The organism is Rhodococcus maanshanensis NBRC 100610, from assembly GCF_001894865.1.
GTDB lineage: Bacteria > Actinomycetota > Actinomycetes > Mycobacteriales > Mycobacteriaceae > Rhodococcus_G > Rhodococcus_G maanshanensis.
The window spans coordinates 17,851-36,666 of the sequence record NZ_BCXA01000060.1; the positions used below are offsets into that span (position 1 = coordinate 17,851).

An 18,816-nucleotide genomic window follows, 5' to 3' on the forward strand; every position below is an offset into this window, starting at 1 on the left:
TCGTCAACGGGGGAGCCACGAATCGCGCACCCGGGGCGGGTTGCCGACCTCAGCAGTTGCTCGGCGCGGGCTGACCGGCGAACCTGCCGTCGAGCCACCCGAGGACGCCGGGCAGCCCCTCGAGGCTGGCCGGGCCGTGGTCTGCGGGGAACACGGTGAACTGGACCGGCACCCCGGCCGCGCAGTACCTGCCGACGGTCGCCGCGATCGAATCCAGCGGGGCCAGCTGATCGCCGTTGCCGTGCCAGACGAACACCGGGGCCCGGGGGACCCCCGGGTACATCATCAGGCTGTTCTCGTCGAAGATCGCCCGCACCATCGGTGTGTTGATCCGGGCCGGATCGGCGGACACCTCGGCCGCGCTGTGGTTGGCCCCGGCGTCGATGATCTCCTGGGAGCAGGCGTTTGCGATCCGGTCGCGCAGCGCCAGGCCCGCGCCGGTGAGGCCGCTCGCCAACGGGATCGAAGTCGGGTACTCGCGTTCGAGGCCGAGAGTGGCGGCGAAGCCGAGGCCGAACAGCGGATGCGGCGCGGTCCCGAGCCCGTTCGCGAGCTCGCTGAGGTTCGCAGGGACGCCGCCTGCCGCGACGCCGACGATGGGGAGTTCGGGGGCGTAGGTCGGTGCAAGCGCGCCGGCCCAGCCGCTGGTCATCCCGCCGCCCGAGTAGCCGGCGAGTCCGACGGGGCTGTGCCCGAGCCTCGCCTCGGGCAGGTGCTGCACCGCCCGGATCCCGTCGAGGACGATCTGACCGCCCAGCCTGGCGGCGCCGTACGCACTGGTCGGGCCCAGGTGATCGGGCAGCGCGATGGCCCATCCGCGCATCAGCGCGAGGTTCACCACCGGGGCCTCCTGGAGCTGCCCGTTGAACAGGGTGTGCGACGGTCCGCAGCGGGTCCCGAGCGCATTGATGATCGCCTGGTAGGACAGCAGCGGCCGGTCCACCCCGCCGCGCGGGACGAGGACGGTCGTCACGGCCGCAACCGGGTGGCCCGACGAGTTGGTGGAGCGATAGGTGATCTGCCAGCCGTCCGCGTTCCCGAACCGGGACACGTCGACCGGTCTGCTGCGGAGTATGTCGCCGTTCGGCCTGGCGGCCAGGTCCGGCGGCGCCCAGTAGAACGGGTCGGGGTCGGGCGCCGGCATCACCGGCTGCGCCTGCGCGGCCGCGGGCGGCGCGGTGATCGCCGCCGGGAACGCCAGCGCCAGTGCCGCGAGAAGGGCTGTGGCGGAATCCCTGAGCGTGATTCTCATCGAGGCCTCCGATGAATGCCGGTCGACACCGGATTCGCGCCCCATGGCGCTGCCCCGTGCCAGAGTGACGCACTCCGTACCATGTGGCTCACCGCCGTTCGTCAAGTACTTCCGCACCATGACGTAGCTCACAGTAGCGAAGATCGGCGTGGTCTTTCGCGGTTATCGGCGCGACACCCGGATCGAGGGCATGCTGTGACCGTGGATGCTCTGCCGATGTTCCCGCTCGGATCCGTGCTGCTGCCCGGTGAACTGCTGCCGTTGCAGGTGTTCGAGCCGCGCTACCTCGAGATGGTCGCGGACCTGACCGAGTCCCCTGACCGGCGACGATTCGGCGTGGTGCTCATCACCCGTGGCCACGAGGTCGGCGGCGGCGACGAGCGAACCGATGTCGGGACCGTGGCGCGGATCATCGACTGCGAGCGGGTCCAGGGCGGGCGACTGCTCCTCGGCTGTGTCGGCGAGAACCGGATCCGGGTGCGTCGCTGGCTGCCGGACGATCCCTACCCGCGGGCGGACGTGGAACCGTGGCCGGACGAGGGCACGGACTACGCGTCGGACTCGTTCGACGAGATCGGCGCACTGGTGGACGAACTCGGTGGGCTGCTGAGCCGGTCCGCGGCTGTGCGCGGCATCCCCGTGCCGGGCTTTCCGAGGCTGGACGAGTTGCCGGGCGGGGTGGGCGACCGGATCTACGCTCTCGCGGCGAGCCTCCCGCTCGTCGCGGTGGATCGGCTGAGATTGCTGTCCGCTCCGGGTCCGGGCGAGCGGCTGACGGTCCTGGCCGAGGCCCTCGGCGACGTGATCGCCGCGGTGCGGTTCAGGCTGTCGGAGTAGGTGGTCGACATGCGGGGTGAGGGATCGCTTCTCGCGGTGGTCGCGCTCGGTGGAGGCATCGGTGCGGTCGCGAGGTACGGCATCGCGCATGCGATGCCGACCAGGGAGATCCCGTGGGCGACGCTGATCACCAACGTGATCGGCTGCCTGTTGATCGGCATCCTGATGGTGCTCATCACCGAGGTCTGGACCGCGCACCGGCTGCTGCGGCCGTTCCTCGGGGTCGGGGTCCTCGGCGGCTTCACCACCTTCTCGACCTATGCGGTCGAGGTGCGGGGACTGCTCGCGTCCGGCAACTATCCGATCGCGTTCGGCTATCTCTTCGGGACGGTGGTCGCGGCGCTCACCGCCGTCCTGGTGGGGGTGTGGGGCGCACGGCTCGTCACCGGTGCCTTCGTCGGGAAAGGAAGCTGACATGTCTTACTCGCGCACGGAGATGCGGCTGTCGATCATCCTCGGGCAGGACGACCTCTGGCATCACAAGCCGAAGTACCAGGAGATCGTCAAGCGCGCCCGCGCCGCGGGGCTGGGAGGCGCGAGTGTGTGGCGGGGTGTCGAGGGATACGGCGCGTCCGCGCACATCCACACCACCCGGCTGCTCGACCTGGCCGACGGGCTGCCGCTGCTGGTGGTCGCGGTGGACACCGAGGAGCGGATCCGTGAGTTCCTGGACGGCATCGGTGAACTGCTCACCGAGGCCACCGTGACCCTGGAGGGCGTCGAGCGGGTGCACTTCACCGAGGAGCGACGGTGACGGTGGTGCTGGTCGTGGTCGGCGGCATGGTCGGCGCGCCCCTCCGCTTCCTGCTCGACCGCGCCGTCGGTTCCCGAACCGACAGCGAGTTCCCATGGGGCACCCTCACGGTGAACGTGATCGGATCGCTGATCCTCGGCGCGCTGGTCGGCGCCGCTGCTCAGGGCAGTCCCGTGATGGCCCTGGTGGGCACCGGATTCTGCGGCGCTCTGACGACCTACAGCACCTTCGGCTACGAGACGGTCCGGCTCGTCGAAGACGGGGTGCGGATGTACGCGCTCGCCAATGTCGTGGTCAGCGTCGCGGCGGGAATCGCGGCGGCGGCGCTCGGATTTGCGGGGGCGCACGCGCTGTTCGCGTGATCGAATGGCGCGGTGCCGCTGCAGACCGACAAGAGGTTGCCGATGACCCGCCGGCTCGTCGCGGGGGTGGGTTCCGCCGTGGTCGCCGGTGTGCTGGTCGGGATCGTGTCGAGGCTGTTGATGCGCGTGACGACACTCGCCGCAGGGGGATCGGCGGGCTTCTCGTGGAGCGGGTCCGCCGGGATCGTCGTGCTGTATGTCGCGGCGATGATCCCCGGCGCCCTGCTCGTTGCCACCACGGGAGGGAGGCGATCGTGGCTGCTCGCGTCAGGCGCGGCGTTCCTGTGCCTTCCCGCGATCGGGGTCGCGAGCGAGGAAATCGGGTACCTGGGTGATCTGAGCGTGGTCCGGCTGCTTGCGGTCGGCCTGTCAGGGGCCGCGGTGTTCGCGACGCTCGCGCTCCTTCCTGTGCTGACACTGCGATTGGTCAGACGTTCGACGTGATCCAATGGCGCTGACCGACAATCACCGAACGAGGAGGCGCGCCGTGGCGCACGATCGAGCAGGCACGCTCGCCCAGCCGCAGGATCTCGAGGACCTCGCGCAGCTGGTGACGGCCTACTACAGCCGGATCCCGGACCCGGCGAACCCGGACGAGCGGGTCGCCTTCGGCACCTCCGGGCACCGCGGATCCAGCCTGGACGGCGCCTTCAACGAGGCGCACATCCTCGCCACCACGCAGGCCATCGCCGAGTACCGGGCGAGTCAGTCGATCACCGGACCGCTGTTCCTCGGCCGCGACACCCACGCCCTCTCCGAGCCGGCCTGGACGAGCGCGCTCGAGGTCCTCGTGGCCAATGACGTTGTGGTGCTGATCGATTCCGGCGGCCGCTACACGCCGACCCCCGCGGTGAGCCATGCGATCCTGCGGCACAACGCCTCCGGCCCGGTCGCAAGGGCAGACGGCATCGTGGTGACGCCCTCGCACAACCCACCGCGCGACGGCGGCTTCAAGTACAACCCGCCGCACGGAGGGCCCGCGGACACCGCGGCCACATCGGCGATCGAGGCCCGCGCGAACGAGCTGATCGCGGCAGGCCTGGCCGGGGTCAAGCGGGTCCCGCTCGCCGCGGCGCTCGCGGGCGCGGCCCGTCCGTACGACTTCCTGGCCACCTACCTCGACGACCTGCCGAACATCGTCGACCTCGACGCCGTCCGCGAGGCGGGCATCCGGATCGGCGCCGATCCGCTCGGCGGGGCCAGCGTCGACTACTGGGGCGCGATCGCCGAGCGGCACCGCCTCGACCTGACCGTGGTGAACCCACTGGTGGATGCGACGTGGCGGTTCATGACCCTCGACACCGACGGCAAGATCCGGATGGACTGTTCCTCCCCGGACGCGATGGCCTCGCTGATCGGCGCGCGGGACCGGTTCGACATCGCCACGGGCAACGACGCCGACTCCGACCGGCACGGCATCGTCACCCCGGACGGCGGGCTGATGAACCCGAACCACTATCTCGCGGTGGCCATCGACTACCTCTACGCCAACCGGCCCGGCTGGGCGCCGGGCACCAAGGTCGGCAAGACGCTGGTGAGCTCGTCGATGATCGATCGGGTGGTGGCGGGTCTGGGCCGAGAGCTGGTGGAGGTCCCCGTAGGGTTCAAGTGGTTCGTACCGGGCCTGCTGACGGGGGAACTGGGTTTCGGCGGCGAGGAGAGCGCGGGCGCGTCGTTCCTGCGCACCGACGGCCGGGTGTGGACCACGGACAAGGACGGCATCATCATGGCGCTGTTGGCCTCCGAGATCACCGCCGTCACGGGGCGCTCGCCCGCGGCCCGGTACGCCGAGCTCGCGCAGCGGTACGGCAGCCCCGAGTACGCCCGCGTCGACGCGCCGGCCACCCGCGAGCAGAAGGCCGCCCTTGCCGCGCTGTCCTCGGATCAGGTCACCGCGACCGAGCTGGCAGGCGAGCCGATCACCGCGGCGCTGACCGCGGCGCCCGGCAACGGTGCGGCGCTCGGCGGGCTCAAGGTCTGCACGGAGAACGCCTGGTTCGCCGCGCGGCCGTCGGGCACCGAGGACAAGTACAAGATCTACGCCGAATCGTTCAGGGGCAGGGAGCATCTCGCGCAGGTGCAGGACGAGGCGCGGGAGCTGGTGTCCCGGGCGCTGGGAGCAGACGCCTGAGCCGTTTCGCCGCTGGCTAGGATCGGTGGCAATCATGCACACCACCGCAAATAAGCTGCCACGCGAGATCTGGGTCCTGGTCTCGGCCAGCTTCGTCATCGCCCTCGGGTTCGGCATCGTCGCTCCTGCGCTGCCCCAGTTCGCCCGCAGCTTCGACGTCGGGGTCACCGCGGCGACCGCCGTCATCAGCGTGTTCGCCCTGATGCGACTGCTGTTCGCGCCGCTGAGTGGGGCTCTGGTGCAGCGACTGGGGGAGCGTCCGACCTACCTCACCGGGCTGTTGATCGTCGCGGTCTCGTCCGGCGCGGTGGCCTTCGCGCAGGGCTACTGGCAGCTGCTGCTGTTCCGGGCGATCGGCGGCGTCGGGTCGACCATGTTCACCGTGTCCGCGCTCGGTCTGCTGATCCGGATCACGCCGCCGGGCATCCGCGGCCGGGTGTCGGGCCTGTACGCGACCTCTTTCCTGTTCGGCACCATCGGTGGCCCGCTGGTCGGCGGCGCGCTCGCGGGCTTCGGGCTGCGCGCGCCGTTCCTGATCTATGCGGTGGCGCTGCTGATCGCCGCGGCGGTGGTGTATCTGAGCCTGCGCGAGTCCGCGCTGGCCGCACCGGATTCGGGCGGCCACGTGGTCACGTTGACGCTGCGCGAGGCGCTGGCCTCGGCGACCTACCGCGCGTCCCTTGTGTCGAACTTCGCCAACGGCTGGGTGTCGTTCGGCGTTCGAGTCGCGATGGTGCCGCTGTTCGTGGTCGAGGCGCTGGGCGAGGGCACCGCGCTGGCCGGCGTGGCGCTGACCGTCTACGCGATCGGCAATGCGCTGGTGCAGATCCCCGCGGGACGCCTGTCGGACCTGCGCGGCCGACGGCCGTTCGTGCTGGCCGGGCTGGCGATTGCCGGCGGGGCGACGATGTTCCTCGGGTACAGCGAGAACCTGCTGGTGTTCCTCGCGCTGTCGCTCGTCGCGGGGGTGGGGTCCGGGCTGATGAACCCGGCTCAGCAGGCCGCGGTCGCGGACGTGATCGGCTCCAAGGCCAGGGGTGGTCCCGTGCTCGCGACGTTCCAGATGGCATCGGACGTCGGGGTGGTGGCCGGTCCGCTGGTCGCCGGGGTGCTCGCCCAGTACCTGTCCTATGGGGTGGCCTTCGCGGTCACGGGCGCGCTGATGCTGCTCCCGATCGCGTTCTGGGTGGCCGCGCCCCGGACGATCCCGCAGGCGTCAACCGGGGATGCCGACGCCGATCAGCGCGCCGACGAGGTAGGTGGCGGCGACGGCGATCACGCCGAAGGCGAGTTGCCGGATCGCCCCGCGGACCTTCGACTTGGCGGTGAAGCTCGCCGCGAGCGCGCCGACGATCAGTAGGCCGATCCCGCCGACGGTCAGCCCGGCGACGAGCGACTCGAAGCCGAGCAGGTACGGGATCAGCGGGATGATCGCGCCGACACAGAACATCAGGAACGAGGAACCTGCGGCCACCAGCGGTGAGGGCTTCTCGCTCGGGTTGACGCCGAGCTCGTGCGTGAGGTGGATGTTCACCGCGCGTGCCGAATCGTCGTGTACCTCGGCGGCCGCGGTCACCGCGGTCGCCTCGCTCATCCCCATCGCGGTGAAGGTCTCGACCAGTTCGGCCTGTTCGGCCTCGGGATAGCGGGCCTGCGAGCGTGTCTCGACCCTCACCTCCGCCTCGATCTGCTCGTTCGCGGTGGAGACCGAGGCGAACTCGCCGAGGGCCATGGAGAAGGCGCCTGCCACCAGGCCCGCGACGCCGCTGAGGATGACGGTGTGCGCGTCGACGCCCGCGCCGCCGACACCCGCGATCAGCGAGGTGTTGGTGACCAGCCCGTCCATCGCGCCGAAGGTCGCCGCCCGGAGCCAGCCGCCGGACACATTCGAGTGGGTGTGATCGAACTCATGGGGGAGCGCGTTCTCGACGGCGTCGGGGCCGGGCTGCGGCTCGCTCATACCGGTGAATCTACGCCGATCGGTACCGTGGTCCGGGTGTGGATTCGTATCGTCAGCCTGTTCGCCAGGATCGGTCTTGCCGCCGTCTGGTTGATCTCGGGAGTGCTCAAGGCCGCCGACCCGGCGGGAACGGTGATCGCCGTGCGCGCCTATCAGTTGTTGCCGGAGTCGCTCGTGCGGCCGATGGCGAACACGCTGCCGTTCCTCGAGATCGCGCTCGGCCTGCTGCTGCTGATCGGCCTCGGGGTCCGGCTCGCGGCGATCGCGTCGGCGCTGCTGTTGGTGGTGCTGATCGGGGTGATCGCCTCGGTGTGGGCCAGGGGGCTGTCCATCGACTGCGGGTGCTTCGGCGGTGGCGGCGCCGCGGATGTCGACGGCTGGGACTATGCCCGCGAGATAGCCCGTGACGTCGGGTTCCTCGCCCTGGCCGGGTGGCTGACCGTGTTCCCGCGTAGCCCGTTCGCGCTCGGTCCCGGGTCGAGGCCCGCACTCTCAGTGCCCGCTCAGCATGAGATGGCAGAGTAAAGCCACATTTGACTCTCGGAGCGAAGGACTGCATCTGTGAATGCGAAGAACAAGCCCGTCACCTCTCTGCAGCCGACGTCGAGTCGGTCGACGTACATCCTCGGAGGGTTGGCGGTCCTGGTGATCGCCGCCGTCGTGATCGGCGGGGTGATCTGGCAGAGCAACCGCAGCAAGCCGCGCAACGAGGGCTATGGGGCCGTGTCGAACTCGGCCGTCCAGGTGGCGGTGCAGGAGGACGGCGCCGTTCGGATCGGTCAGCCGGAGGCGACCACCACGATCGACGTCTTCGAGGACCCGATGTGCCCGTACTGCGCCGAGCTGGAGAACACGAACGGCCAGGAGGTCGCGCAGAAGGTCGACGAGGGCAAGCTCGCGGTGCGGTACCACATCCTCGACTTCCTCAACCGGCTCTCGGCCAGCGGTGACTACTCGACCCGCGCGGTGGCCGCGTCGATGTGCGTGGCGGAGAGCGGCGACGCGATCGCGTACTCCAAGTTCCACGCGGCACTGTTCTCGCCCGAGAACCAGCCCGCGGAGAACGGCTCCTCGGATCACTCCAACGCAGACCTGGCCCAGATCGCCAAGGACTCCGGCGCCAACGACGCCGCGGTGGCGTGCATCTCGGACGGCGCCAAGGTGAACGAGGCCGCCGCTGCGGCGCAGAAGGGCCGTGAGGCGCTCGCGGCCAGCGGTGCGGCGGGCACGCCGACGGTGATCGCGAACGGCACCATGATCGATGCCCTCGGCAATCCGAACTGGGTCGCCCAGCTGAACTGATTCTGGTCTGGCAGGGGCGGGCGACGATAGCGGGTCGCCCGCCCCTCGCTCCATCAGAGTAGGCTTTGACCAGGCAATTTGTTGGCCGGAGTGGCAATGGTGTAACTTTCTTCGAGCACGGAGGAGCACGCACTCCGAGGCGGAGAAACAACCGAATACGGGGCTATGGCGCAGCTGGTAGCGCACCACACTGGCAGTGTGGGGGTCAGGGGTTCGAGTCCCCTTAGCTCCACTCAACAAAGGGCAGGTCAGACAGTATTTCTGGCCTGTCCTTTGTTGTGGTCAATCCCCGCAGTGTGCCCAGAATGTGCCACGGCGCGATGAGCGTGCCAACCGTGGTCCGCAACGCGATAGCATTCCCCAGCATGACTGCCTCGCCGACTGAGCCTGAATTGCTGGCCGCGCTCACCAATGCAGGTTGGCCGACGAAGACTGCCTTCCCCGACTCGGGTGGGCATTTCAGGACGTCGACGACCCGAACAAGTCACGCGAACTCGATGTCTTCGGGTATCGGCAGGTTCTCCGAGACGATGACGCTCAGGTCATTGTCTCGGCGAAGTTCCTCATTGAGTGCAAGCAGTCGACACTGCCCTACGTCGCCGTCGGCCAGACACTCCCCACTTGGCAGTTCAAACAGCCAACTCAGCACAAGCTTGCTGTTGAGGAACTGAGATTCAATATTCCGGACAGCGAGTCCTACCACCTGAAGCCAGCTTGCGAAGTACTTGGATTTGCGGACGTCGCAAGGCAATACGGTGAGGACCGCTTTCGAGCGACTCAGCTAACACGGCTTGATCGCGTGAAAGGCGGCGACTGGTCCGCGACCAACAGTGGCATCTTCACCTCGCTCGTTTTTCCATTGCCAAAGGCCATCCGCGCAGCACAACGCAACCACATGGGAGTGGCAGGGTCCTCGCACATGGGTAAGCGAACCAGGTTCGTGTACTTCGACCTCATCTTTCCGGTCGTCGTCACGAGCGCTGAGATCATCGTCGTGGACACGACATCGAGAGAGCCAGTTGTGTCGCGACCGAGTTGGACGACGGCCCGACGGAGACCAAATCGATAAAGGGTGTGTTCGACTTCGACGTCGTCAACGAAGCATCGTTCAGCGAGTACGTGGCCGACCGCCTCGAATTCGCTGCAGCAATCGCCGCTGTCGTCGGCGCAGATCCACTCAAGTGCACCGGAGAGAGTTGGGAGCCACCGATGCTCGAACCCACAGACCTTTAACGACCGGCATCTGCCCCTCGAATGGGTCTGGCGCTCACTGTCCGCCTGTCTAACGACTCTCGCGAGGAACGACGACGGCGTTTCTCAGTAGCTCGTCGATCGTGGCGATGCGCCCACCTGCTTCCATGGCGAACTCATCAGCGGTCCGGGCGACGAGGTACCGGTCACCTACGTCGTTGAATGCGTAGGGAGCGGGCCAGACCCCCAGCTCCACTCTCAGAATCGAGTCGCGAATCGTGGTCAGGGTGACGAACGTCCGCATGTAGGTGTCGTGGTTCCAGTTCTTCGGTGTGAAGTACCGAGTGCTTGCCCCGTGCGAGTGACGGGTCGTGTCGGTCTGTACGACGTCGTCGAGCTTGACCAGCAGCCCATGCACCTGGCGCTTCATCGCCGCCAGAGCGGCGGCGGTCACCTCGTCGTTGGCATCGACTCGCAGTTCGGCGAGACTGGTCAGTTTCACTTGGCTACGGTGAGCCGCGCTGATCGCACCCGCCTGGAATCCCTTCTCGCTGAGCAGCAGACCGCGGTCCGCTCCGACGTCGTCGACGATCGACGCGAGTGCCATCACCTTCTCTTTCGGGACGTTGGACTTCCACGCCTTGCACTCGACAACCCACAGGAAGTCCATGCCGGCCCGCCTGCCTCGAACGGCAACGTCGATCTCGTGCTTACCTCGGACGCCCTCAATGACCTCTTCGACCTGCGCGTCGAGTCCGAGGGAACGGTAGAACTCGGCGACGTCCTCTTGGTACCGCTTCCACGCTGGCTTACCCATCGACGTTGACCCGACTGCTCGCTCGCTGCCTGCCCGCACAGCGATGCATAAGCCCGCGCCAACGCGTCACGGTCGACATGCCCGTACACGTGCAAGGTCATCGCCGGGTTGCGGCCAAGCCACTTCGCGACGTCGAGCACCGGGACACCGCGGGCCATCACTAGCGACACCGCCGGTGCCGCACATCGTGCAACCGAATCCTCGGCAGCCACGGCGTGCCGGCGCGGTCCCATCAGCAGCCAACTTGGCATCCTCCTCTTCATCATCATGATCCATCGGCCAGCCGGTGATACTTCGACCCCTGCGGGTTCCACGAAGCCGGCGGCCGCGCCACGAGCGAATCCTCACCGAGCAGCTGCTGCAGGGCCGTGAGCATTCGCGCCCATGCCTCGATGTACGGCTCGTACCATCGCTCTATCTGCGCCAAGCGCTCGTCACGCGTGGCAGTCGACTTGTCGCCGAGCTTCACGCAGTCGTTCGCATGTCCGAGCAGGTCGCCCAACTCGGTCGCCAACGCCGGCTGCCCGAGCGCAGACAGCAGCGCCCACGCTGCGGTCAGGCGCGCCTCGACGGCCTTGTAGGCGTTCTCGTCCCAATCTGTCGGCGGGCCGTCGAGCACGAATGCTCTACGCGAGCTGTTCAGGTCGATCAGTGAACTCGACAGCTGACCCATGCCTGTGATTGTGTCCCGCACGACTTCTAACAGTTCGGCGCGCCGCGCACGCTCGGCCTCGCCCGCCCGATTCCGCTCATTGATCCGCTCATTGGATCGGATTTGCCGATGCACACCGAGGAACGCGACACCGGCGGCGCAGATCGCGAGCACGCCCGTCGTGGTCGTGGCCTCGGGCTGTGTCAGCCCATCGAGTGCGAGCGCCCACACGATCAGAACCGCACCGAGAACAACGCACACGCCGGACGCCGCCCACAAGCACCACGTCGGGATTCTCCGAGTCATGCGACGACCGTAACGGCAGCTGTCCGGCCGGTCACCGAAACCCCGCAGTGTGCCGTGCCAGGATCGCACGACCGGGCAGATGCGGAACCGAACCGAACCGAACCGAACCGAACGCACCATTCGCTTCGAAGTCGCGTCCCCAGGGGTCGACGGTACCGGTCGTGCGATGAGCGCGCGTAGTGCGCGCGGCAACCCCACGTCAGAGCCGATCCAGCATCAGGTTCTTGTCGCGCCGGTGCACCGGATTAACACAGGAGGCCGCCCGGTGACCATGAAGTGCCCCGCAATGCGGGCACAATCCTGATGTGCGCTACCTCGCTGGCTAACGGCCAGTGAGGATTCTTCTATCTAGGCAGGAGTGCTCGGTGACGAAGTATGGGCGGAAGAACCCGAGACGGGGGCCTAAGAAGTTGGAGAAGGCTACTGCGGCCGCGAGCTCACATCAGGTGGCAGCTCCGCCGCTGAGCGAGGCGCCGGTGGACGTGCGCGCCTTTGTTGAGAACGACTTTGGCCCGAACATTCCAGAGGCGCTACGGCAAATGATCGAGGAGCCTGGCGCAATAGTGTCAGGACCTTCGGAGATCGAATTGAGATGCTCAAAGACGCGGACGGAGTTAACCTGCTGCGTCGACTCTCCGAGCTACATCGGGCGCTAGACATTGCCTCCACCACAAATTGGGATACGGCGTCGGTTGAACTTGAGTATTTGTCAAGGTGTTCTGGTAGCTGGGTGGAAAATGCGGTTCGTCGGGTACGTGACTCGCATCGACTCGCTCCGGTCCGCTCGATTGTGCAACTCCAGCGTGAAGTCATTGAGTACTCCTCATTGGATGGGGTAAGCCCAAAGATTGATGAAACTGCATTGGTGAGGTTGATCCTCTCTATTACATCCGAGCAGAATCTAAGAGACGAGTTTGAGGGCGATGCTCCCACGTACGCGGAGATGGTGAAACTCTCACAGCGCACCTCCGCACTCAGCTTGGAGCAGACTATCGCGGAGATTCGAACAATGCTGCCGGATGAGGTGGCGGCACTGTTGTTCAACTGGGTCTCCAACCTTGAAATCGCCCAGGCGACGACGGTTGACACGTGGTTCGCAAGCTGGCCGGCGAAGGTCACTGAACCGGAGCTGGGGACGTCGCCTGCTGAAGCATTCAAGCGAGCTAACGGTATTGACCTCGTTGACTTTCTTGTGATGGGGGAAGCTATTCATCGACTTTCAAACGAGCAGAGAGAGATTGAATTCACACAGCAGAGTCTTGTTGCCGAGGGAGTGAGTGTCGGCGCGGTCGAGTTTCTCGCCACCCACTTGGCGTTGGGCCCTGAGCGCTACGTCGCCAAGTTGTCGTCGGACCGAGCGCGCGGAGACCTTGCATACCAGCGGTACACGCTATCGCAGTATCCGTTTCTCGAGATCCAGCCTGGCCGATACCTCCTTCTCCGTCACCAATGGGGCGTCGATCGCTTCTTCGGAGGTCAGCTGTATTGGCAGACGTACGGCTCCTTCATGGAAGAATCGCGCTATCTGGGTGAAAAGTTCAGTGAAGCCATGAATCATCTCTTTGAGAAGATTGTTGGTGAAGTAATCACACGTATCGCGCAGAACAGTGATGCGATCGCTGATGTTGTCGGCGAGGTGGCGATGCAGGATCGGTGGAAATCGAAGGGAAAGGAGCCGTCTGTATGTGATTGGGTGCTTCCTGCGGGAATCTATTGTATTGAGATTGACGCGACCAATCACCCGCTTAATTTCAAACTCGCCCAAGGTCTTGGGTCGCAAGATGAATACGACGATGATATGCGAAAGGTCTTCTCCGGTACAAATAAGGGGAAATTCAAGCAACTTGCATCGACAATCCGCATTCTTCGAAAAGATGGATGGGAAGGCCTAGTTGGGAACCTGCGTGCAGTAGAGCACGTTCCACTCGTCATCGTCCCCGACAACAGCATCCCGAATACTTCATCGACTGATATAGACTTGCAGCTGCGGGCGAGGCCGTTCTTTGCTCACTTTATTCCTCGGGTGATGCCTCCGGCGGTAGTTCAGCTGTCCAATCTTCACATAATGGAAGGCGTCTCGGAGTATTACCGAATTGATTTTGTCGACCTTCTTATTTCTTGGCGGCGTGAGAGTATGAGGGGCGTTCCGGTTACACTTCAATATTTTCTTGAATCAAGGGGTCTGGGGCGCATGATGAGTAGCCACATAGTCGGATCTCACAAGAAGTTCAGGGCTTTGATGGACGGGGCCACAGGAGCGTAGTGGGGACGGCCGCCTAAAGGTCGTGCGTGAGTGAAGAACCGAAAGGGCTCGTAATGAATCACTTCTTCTGGATGAGCAGGGGCACGCTGACCTCAGCGTGACGCTCCGGGAAGTGCCTGAACTGGTGAAAGCGCTCGCGGGCGTCCGGTGCGACGGGTTCGCGCAACGGATCAGCCTCGAGTCGAGGTCGACAATCCGAGCCGCAACCATCCGTTGCCGTAGGACATCACGGCACACGATGCGGCCGACTACCTCGTGAACGAATTGTGGACATGGATGGAGGAGTTGAGGGGGTGGGCCGAGTGGGTGCAGTTCACGGTGGAGCGCCGCGGCCAGACCTACACGGTTCGACGCTGGCGATGGCTCTGATTAGTGACTTCGGGACAAGATGGTGCCGCCCGCAACGACGCCGGATCGGACGAGGCTACCGGCGGGATTCGCAAGGCGGTGCGGACAACTCGGCAGGCGGCAAGGATGTCTCGTGACCTGGAACTGTGGCGCCATGGGTCTCAACATGTCGCTCAACCAGATCGCCGGCCCCGGACTCACGCACTAACGAAATGAGCAAACGGGGCGGAGAACCCGCGCATGATCCGGCTGCTGACGTTACCGCCCGCCGTCCTGTCCGATGGTCGGGAGGTTCGATAGTTGTCGCCTCAGGCCCAACGATGAAAGGCCTCATCTCGCGAAACGCGAGGTGGGGGTTTTGTCGTTGTTCAGCCGAGCAGGAGCGCCCTGGCGTTGCGTACCTCTGGCACACCGATCTTCTTGGCGGCGAGCAGGAAGGCAGGCACGGCGAAGGCCGTGGCAGCCAGCAGCGTGATCGCCGCGGCTCCGCGGGGGTTGTCGATGAACCGGTGGGACAGCCCGACGGACGCGACACAGAACAGGCCCGCGACGACCGATGCCCACAGCACCCGTGTGAACGTCTCGAGCACGGCGTGGAAGCCGAGCAGCCCGTAGCGGCGACGCAGCGCCCAGTGCCCGCACGCGGCGCCGACGAGATAAGACAGGGAACTCGCGACCGGCAGCATCACCACGACCGCCTGACTCGGGAGGGTGGCCGCGGCCGCGGCAACGACGGTGATCTTCGTCGCCACCATCGCGACGTTGATCAGCGCCGGTGTCCGCATGTCGTTGCCGGCGTAGAAGACACGGAGCTGGAGCATGACCAAGGCGAACGGCGCGAGGCCGAACGCCGACAGCGCAAGCGAGGTGCCGATGAGCCGCGCGGCATCGACGTCGACGCGACCGATGAACATCACCGTGGTCAGCATCGGTCCGAGCAGGGTCATCGCGACCCCTGCGGGGACCAGCGCGACCACCGAGTACCTGGCGGCGCGGCCCATGTCGGCGATCAGGGCCGCGCGGTCGTCGTCGGCGACGGCGCGGGCGATGCGCGGCGTGAGCACGGTCAGCAGGGAAACCCCGAGGATTCCGTACGGGACCTGGAACAACAGGTCTGCGAGTGTGTAGGTGGAGACCCCGCCGCGATCGAAGGCCACCAGCAGGACGAACGTCGCACCGACCTGGCTCATCGCGACGTACAACACGATCCAGCCGAGCAGGCCGACCCCGATCCGCACCGGACGCCACGTGTACGGCACGGGCCGCACCCGCCAACTCCACCGGAATCCGGTCCGGCGCAGCGCCACGACCGTCCACGAGGCCTGTCCGACGATTCCTGCGGTGGTGCCGATGCCGAGCACGAGCACCTGGGCGGTGGTCATCGCCGACGGGGTCAACGTCACAGGGCCGGGCATCAGCACGAAGATGCCGACCGTGGCGAGCACCATCAGGTTGTTGACGACCGGCGCCCAGGCCGCGGGTGCGTAACTGTCGCGGATGTTCAAGATCGCGGTCACCGTCGCCGCGAGAGCGTAGAAGAAGATCTCCGGAAAGAGCAGATATGCCAGCACGGTCGTCAACTGCGCTTGGTCAGAATCCGACACCAGCGCCGCGACCAGCAGAGGGACGCACAGCACCGCGACCACCGTCGCCGCGGCGGCGCCGATGATCGTGGCCAGCAGCAACCGCTGGGTGAACACGCGCGAATATGCGCGCCCGCGCAACCGGGCCCGCGCCAGCGCCGGCACGAACACGCTGCTCATCACCCCTCCGAGCAAGAGCTCGTAGACCATGTTCGGAAGGGTGTTCGCCCCGTTGTACGCGTCGCCGACCACGGCGGTGCCCAGCACGGCTGCCAGTGCCAGGGTGCGGATGAAGCCCGTCGCTCGGCTTGCCACGGTCGCGGTGGCGACGGCTCCGGTCGAGCGCGCCAGTGTGCTCTGAATGTCCCCCACGCCACCATGGTGCCCCACCGCATGGCCCGCACCCGGGGGATGCAGGGCGCCAGGTCACGGAAACCCAACGGTTGTCGCGGATACTCGCCTGCCGGCGAGACATCTGATTCACTTGGTGCCGAATGTGACCTGAGTGACTGGTGTTACCTGTGTGGAAGGAGAGCGGTGCCAGCGGATCACCCGAACCCGGCGCCCATCCCGAAGATGAAGATGACCACGATGATGGCCGGGCTGGCCGCCGCGACCCTGACCGCGATGGTGCTGCCCGCGGCGGCGTTGGCCGAACCCGCAGCCGACACCGCCGCCGAGACCCCCCTGACCGGCAAGACGGTCTTCCTCGACCCCGGCCACCAGGGCACCGCTCACACCGAGAACCTCTCCAGGCAGGTCGACGACGGCCGCGGCGGCAAGAAGGACTGCCAGACCACCGGCATGACCAGCCAGGGTGGTCTCGCCGAGCACACGATCAACTGGGACGTCTCGCAGCTGGTGAAGACGAGCCTGGAGACCCTGGGTGCGAAGGTCGTGCTCAGCCGTCAGGACGACTCCGGCTGGGGCGGCTGCGTGGACGAGCGCGCCAAGGCGGCGAACGAGTCGGGCGCGGACCTGGCCATCAGCATTCACGCGGACTCCACCACCGCGGAGGCGGACGCGACGCGACACGGGTTCCACATGATCATCCCGGAGTTGCCGGTGCCCGACCCCGCCGTCGACAAGGCGCAGTCCGGCAAGGGCCTGGAGGCCTCGCGCGCGATGCGCGACGTCTACGTCAAGAACGGCTTCACGCCCGCGAACTACGCCGGGGTCGTCGAGGGACTGCAGACCCGCGCCGACGTGGCAGGCCCCTCACTGACCACCGTCCCGCTGGTCTTCGTCGAGATGGGCAACGGGTCCAATCCGGAGGACTCGGCCGTCCTCGACAGCCTCGACGGCAGGCTCAAGCACGCGATCGCGATCACCACCGGCGCCGTCAACTTCCTGATGGACGCCGGGACGGTCGCCTCGACGCCCGCAACGGACGCGACCACGCCCACCACGACCACCACGACCACCACGGCCGCCGCGCCGACGACGACCGCCGCGCCCACGACGACCACCACGGCCGGCGAGCAGGCCGCGCCCTCCACGACCACCGCGACCACCACGACGAAGCCCGCACGGCCGAGCACGACGACGACCGAGAAGGCCGCCCCGGCGGATGGCGGTCTCAGCCAGGTGCTCGTGCTGCTGCAGCCGCTGCTCGAACAGCTGGGCCTCGGCGGCTTCAGCGGGCTGGCCACCGACGAGAACCTGGGGCTGGTCTCGAAGCTGCTGAGTGGGCTGCTCGAGACGTTGATCGCGCAGGGCGCCACGCGCTGACCCCCGACAGGGCCGCATCCCAGCCTGTTTCGACCGACCTAAGATGGGTGGCCGGTCGAAACGGGAGGTGACGCGGTGGCTAAGCGGGCGATACCGGTGGTCCTGGTCGCGGGATTCCTCGGCGCAGGCAAGACCACCCTGCTCAACCACCTGCTGCGCAACAACCGCGGCGTGCGGATCGGCGTCATCGTCAACGACTTCGGCGCCGTCAACATCGACTCGATGATGGTGGCGGGACAGGTCGATTCGATGGTCTCGCTGAGCAACGGCTGCCTGTGCTGCGCGGTGGACGTGAGCGAGATGGACTCGATGCTCGACCGGCTGGCTCACCCCCGCTCGGACATCGATGTGATCGTCGTCGAGGCCAGCGGGCTGGCGGAGCCGCGGAACATGGTCCGCCTCGTGCTCGGCAGTGAGAATCCGCGAATCGTCTACGGCGGGCTGGTGGTGCTGGTCGACGCCGTGGAGTTCGAGGACACCAGGGCGGCCAACCCCGAGCTGGATCTGCACGTGCGGATGGCGGATCTGTTGGTGCTCAACAAGACCGACCGGATCTCCGAGCCCGACCTGCGATCGGTACTGGCCCGCGTCGAGGAGCTCGGCGGCCGATCGCCGGTGCTGCCAACCGCGCACGGCCGCATCGACCCGAGGTTGCTCTTCGACGAGGTGACCAGGGTCGACGACGGCCCGCGTCAGCTCAGTCTCGACGAACTGCTCACCGATCCGCACGACCACGACTGCGGGGATCACGATCACCTGCACGACCGCTACGAGGCGGTGACGTTCACCAGCGCGCAACCGATGGACCCGCGGGCCCTGATCCGCCTGCTCGAGGACCCGCCACCCGGCCTGTATCGGGTCAAGGGCTTTGTGTACTTCGGCATTCCTGGACACACCCAGCGGTACACCCTGCAGACCGTCGGCAGGCAGATCCGGTTCGAGACGGGTCCGTGGGGCAGGCGAGCGGCCCGCGTCACCGAGCTGGTGCTGATCGGTACCGGGCTCGATGCCGATGCGCTTGCGCGCCGCATGGACGACTGCGTGCGGATACACGAAAGCGGTGCAGAGGCCATGACCGGCGTGCACCGCTACGTGGTGGAGAACTAGAACCTAGGGACGCGTTGCGCGCCTGCGGCGCTGATTGCTGCCGCCGCCCTGCGAGCCACCGGAGCCCGGCGTCTCGCTGCTGTACATCACCGTGGGCTGACCGGAACCCTGGCCGCGCCCACGACCGCCCGAGCCCCGACCGCCGCCGGTGGTGGCGCCCTCGCCGCCGCGGCCTGTCGCGGAACCGGACTGCCCACGGCCGCGGCCGCGGCCCTGGCCG

17 protein-coding genes, 1 tRNA gene and 2 pseudogenes are annotated in these 18,816 nt (G+C 66.8%); 14 read left to right on the top strand and 6 right to left on the bottom strand.

Annotated elements, in window-relative coordinates; genetic code table 11:
• Positions 1-49 precede the first annotated feature (49 nt).
• Positions 50-1,252, bottom strand: coding sequence for a lipase family protein (locus tag RM1_RS24055; protein WP_072754158.1), 1,203 nt, complete (start codon positions 1,250-1,252; stop codon positions 50-52).
• Positions 1,253-1,453: 201 nt separating this feature from the next.
• On the opposite strand from RM1_RS24055, the gene RM1_RS24060 reads away from it, so the two are divergent.
• The 7 genes and pseudogenes from RM1_RS24060 to RM1_RS24090 all read left to right on the top strand — a co-directional run.
• Positions 1,454-2,089: an LON peptidase substrate-binding domain-containing protein gene (locus RM1_RS24060; protein ID WP_092667701.1), complete on the top strand. Its 636-nt coding sequence runs from the start codon at positions 1,454-1,456 to the stop codon at positions 2,087-2,089.
• Positions 2,090-2,098: 9 nt separating this feature from the next.
• The gene (gene crcB / locus RM1_RS24065) at positions 2,099-2,503 is read left to right on the top strand and encodes a fluoride efflux transporter CrcB (protein WP_072754160.1); all 405 of its coding nucleotides are present in this window, start codon (positions 2,099-2,101) and stop codon (positions 2,501-2,503) included.
• 1 nt (position 2,504) lies between these two features.
• Positions 2,505-2,843, top strand: a complete 339-nt coding sequence (locus tag RM1_RS24070) for a DUF190 domain-containing protein (RefSeq protein ID WP_072754144.1) — start codon at positions 2,505-2,507, stop codon at positions 2,841-2,843.
• Positions 2,840-3,205, top strand: a complete 366-nt coding sequence (gene crcB, locus RM1_RS24075) for a fluoride efflux transporter CrcB (protein ID WP_072754145.1) — start codon at positions 2,840-2,842, stop codon at positions 3,203-3,205. Before RM1_RS24070 ends, crcB (RM1_RS24075) begins: the two co-directional genes overlap by 4 nt.
• Before the next feature lie 12 nt (positions 3,206-3,217).
• Positions 3,218-3,649, top strand: coding sequence for a hypothetical protein (locus RM1_RS24080; RefSeq protein ID WP_072754146.1), 432 nt, complete (start codon positions 3,218-3,220; stop codon positions 3,647-3,649).
• A gap of 43 nt (positions 3,650-3,692) precedes the next feature.
• Complete coding sequence (gene pgm, locus RM1_RS24085) at positions 3,693-5,336, top strand: phosphoglucomutase (alpha-D-glucose-1,6-bisphosphate-dependent) (protein ID WP_072754161.1); 1,644 nt, start codon at positions 3,693-3,695, stop codon at positions 5,334-5,336.
• Positions 5,337-5,370: 34 nt separating this feature from the next.
• Positions 5,371-6,558 (top strand): annotated as a pseudogene (locus RM1_RS24090) (MFS transporter); the annotation flags it as partial.
• Here the strand turns inward: RM1_RS24090 and RM1_RS26940 are convergent.
• Positions 6,553-7,296: a VIT1/CCC1 transporter family protein gene (locus tag RM1_RS26940; RefSeq protein WP_072754148.1), complete on the bottom strand. Its 744-nt coding sequence runs from the start codon at positions 7,294-7,296 to the stop codon at positions 6,553-6,555. The pseudogene RM1_RS24090 and the gene RM1_RS26940 sit on opposite strands and share 6 nt — an antisense overlap.
• A gap of 36 nt (positions 7,297-7,332) precedes the next feature.
• Between RM1_RS26940 and RM1_RS24100 the strand changes: the two genes are divergently transcribed.
• The 4 genes from RM1_RS24100 to RM1_RS26250 all read left to right on the top strand — a co-directional run bounded on the left by RM1_RS24100 (position 7,333) and on the right by RM1_RS26250 (position 9,667).
• Positions 7,333-7,821 carry a MauE/DoxX family redox-associated membrane protein gene (locus tag RM1_RS24100; protein WP_072754162.1) on the top strand — a complete coding sequence of 163 codons (489 nt, stop codon included), beginning with the start codon at positions 7,333-7,335 and terminating at the stop codon, positions 7,819-7,821.
• A gap of 36 nt (positions 7,822-7,857) precedes the next feature.
• Positions 7,858-8,598: a DsbA family protein gene (locus RM1_RS24105; RefSeq protein WP_072754149.1), complete on the top strand. Its 741-nt coding sequence runs from the start codon at positions 7,858-7,860 to the stop codon at positions 8,596-8,598.
• Between the two features lie 159 nt (positions 8,599-8,757).
• Positions 8,758-8,830 (top strand) — tRNA-Ala (locus RM1_RS24110).
• 186 nt (positions 8,831-9,016) lie between these two features.
• Positions 9,017-9,667 carry a hypothetical protein gene (locus RM1_RS26250; protein WP_143069373.1) on the top strand — a complete coding sequence of 217 codons (651 nt, stop codon included), beginning with the start codon at positions 9,017-9,019 and terminating at the stop codon, positions 9,665-9,667.
• A gap of 213 nt (positions 9,668-9,880) precedes the next feature.
• Here the strand turns inward: RM1_RS26250 and RM1_RS24115 are convergent, their stop codons facing one another.
• Both RM1_RS24115 and RM1_RS24120 read right to left on the bottom strand, forming a co-directional pair.
• Positions 9,881-10,606 (bottom strand): restriction endonuclease, encoded by a 726-nt coding sequence (locus RM1_RS24115; RefSeq protein WP_072754150.1) that lies wholly within the window; start codon positions 10,604-10,606, stop codon positions 9,881-9,883.
• 265 nt (positions 10,607-10,871) lie between these two features.
• The gene (locus tag RM1_RS24120; RefSeq protein WP_143069374.1) at positions 10,872-11,519 is read right to left on the bottom strand and encodes a hypothetical protein; all 648 of its coding nucleotides are present in this window, start codon (positions 11,517-11,519) and stop codon (positions 10,872-10,874) included.
• Positions 11,520-12,156: 637 nt separating this feature from the next.
• Between RM1_RS24120 and RM1_RS24125 the strand changes: the two genes are divergently transcribed.
• Positions 12,157-13,827, top strand: a complete 1,671-nt coding sequence (locus RM1_RS24125) for a hypothetical protein (protein WP_143069375.1) — start codon at positions 12,157-12,159, stop codon at positions 13,825-13,827.
• 716 nt (positions 13,828-14,543) lie between these two features.
• Here the strand turns inward: RM1_RS24125 and murJ are convergent.
• Complete coding sequence (gene murJ, locus RM1_RS24130) at positions 14,544-16,130, bottom strand: murein biosynthesis integral membrane protein MurJ (protein ID WP_245816591.1); 1,587 nt, start codon at positions 16,128-16,130, stop codon at positions 14,544-14,546.
• 204 nt (positions 16,131-16,334) lie between these two features.
• On the opposite strand from murJ, the gene RM1_RS24135 reads away from it, so the two are divergent.
• Positions 16,335-17,489, top strand: a complete 1,155-nt coding sequence (locus RM1_RS24135) for an N-acetylmuramoyl-L-alanine amidase (RefSeq protein WP_072754163.1) — start codon at positions 16,335-16,337, stop codon at positions 17,487-17,489.
• A gap of 75 nt (positions 17,490-17,564) precedes the next feature.
• Positions 17,565-18,596 carry a CobW family GTP-binding protein gene (locus RM1_RS24140; protein ID WP_072754154.1) on the top strand — a complete coding sequence of 344 codons (1,032 nt, stop codon included), beginning with the start codon at positions 17,565-17,567 and terminating at the stop codon, positions 18,594-18,596.
• 3 nt (positions 18,597-18,599) lie between these two features.
• Here the strand turns inward: RM1_RS24140 and RM1_RS26495 are convergent.
• A pseudogene (locus RM1_RS26495) lies at positions 18,600-18,816 on the bottom strand (hypothetical protein); the annotation flags it as partial.

What these genes read in the sequence shown, in the direction of transcription:
- RM1_RS24115 (WP_072754150.1), bottom strand. Translation starts at nt 10,606, where the DNA reads ATGGGTAAGCCAGCGTGGAAGCGGTACCAAGAGGACGTCGCCGAGTTC.
- crcB (WP_072754160.1), top strand. Translation starts at nt 2,099, where the DNA reads ATGCGGGGTGAGGGATCGCTTCTCGCGGTGGTCGCGCTCGGTGGAGGC.
- RM1_RS24135 (WP_072754163.1), top strand. Translation starts at nt 16,335, where the DNA reads ATGAAGATGACCACGATGATGGCCGGGCTGGCCGCCGCGACCCTGACC.
- RM1_RS24070 (WP_072754144.1), top strand. Translation starts at nt 2,505, where the DNA reads ATGTCTTACTCGCGCACGGAGATGCGGCTGTCGATCATCCTCGGGCAG.
- RM1_RS24055 (WP_072754158.1), bottom strand. Translation starts at nt 1,252, where the DNA reads ATGAGAATCACGCTCAGGGATTCCGCCACAGCCCTTCTCGCGGCACTG.
- RM1_RS26940 (WP_072754148.1), bottom strand. Translation starts at nt 7,296, where the DNA reads ATGAGCGAGCCGCAGCCCGGCCCCGACGCCGTCGAGAACGCGCTCCCC.
- RM1_RS24125 (WP_143069375.1), top strand. Translation starts at nt 12,157, where the DNA reads ATGCTCAAAGACGCGGACGGAGTTAACCTGCTGCGTCGACTCTCCGAG.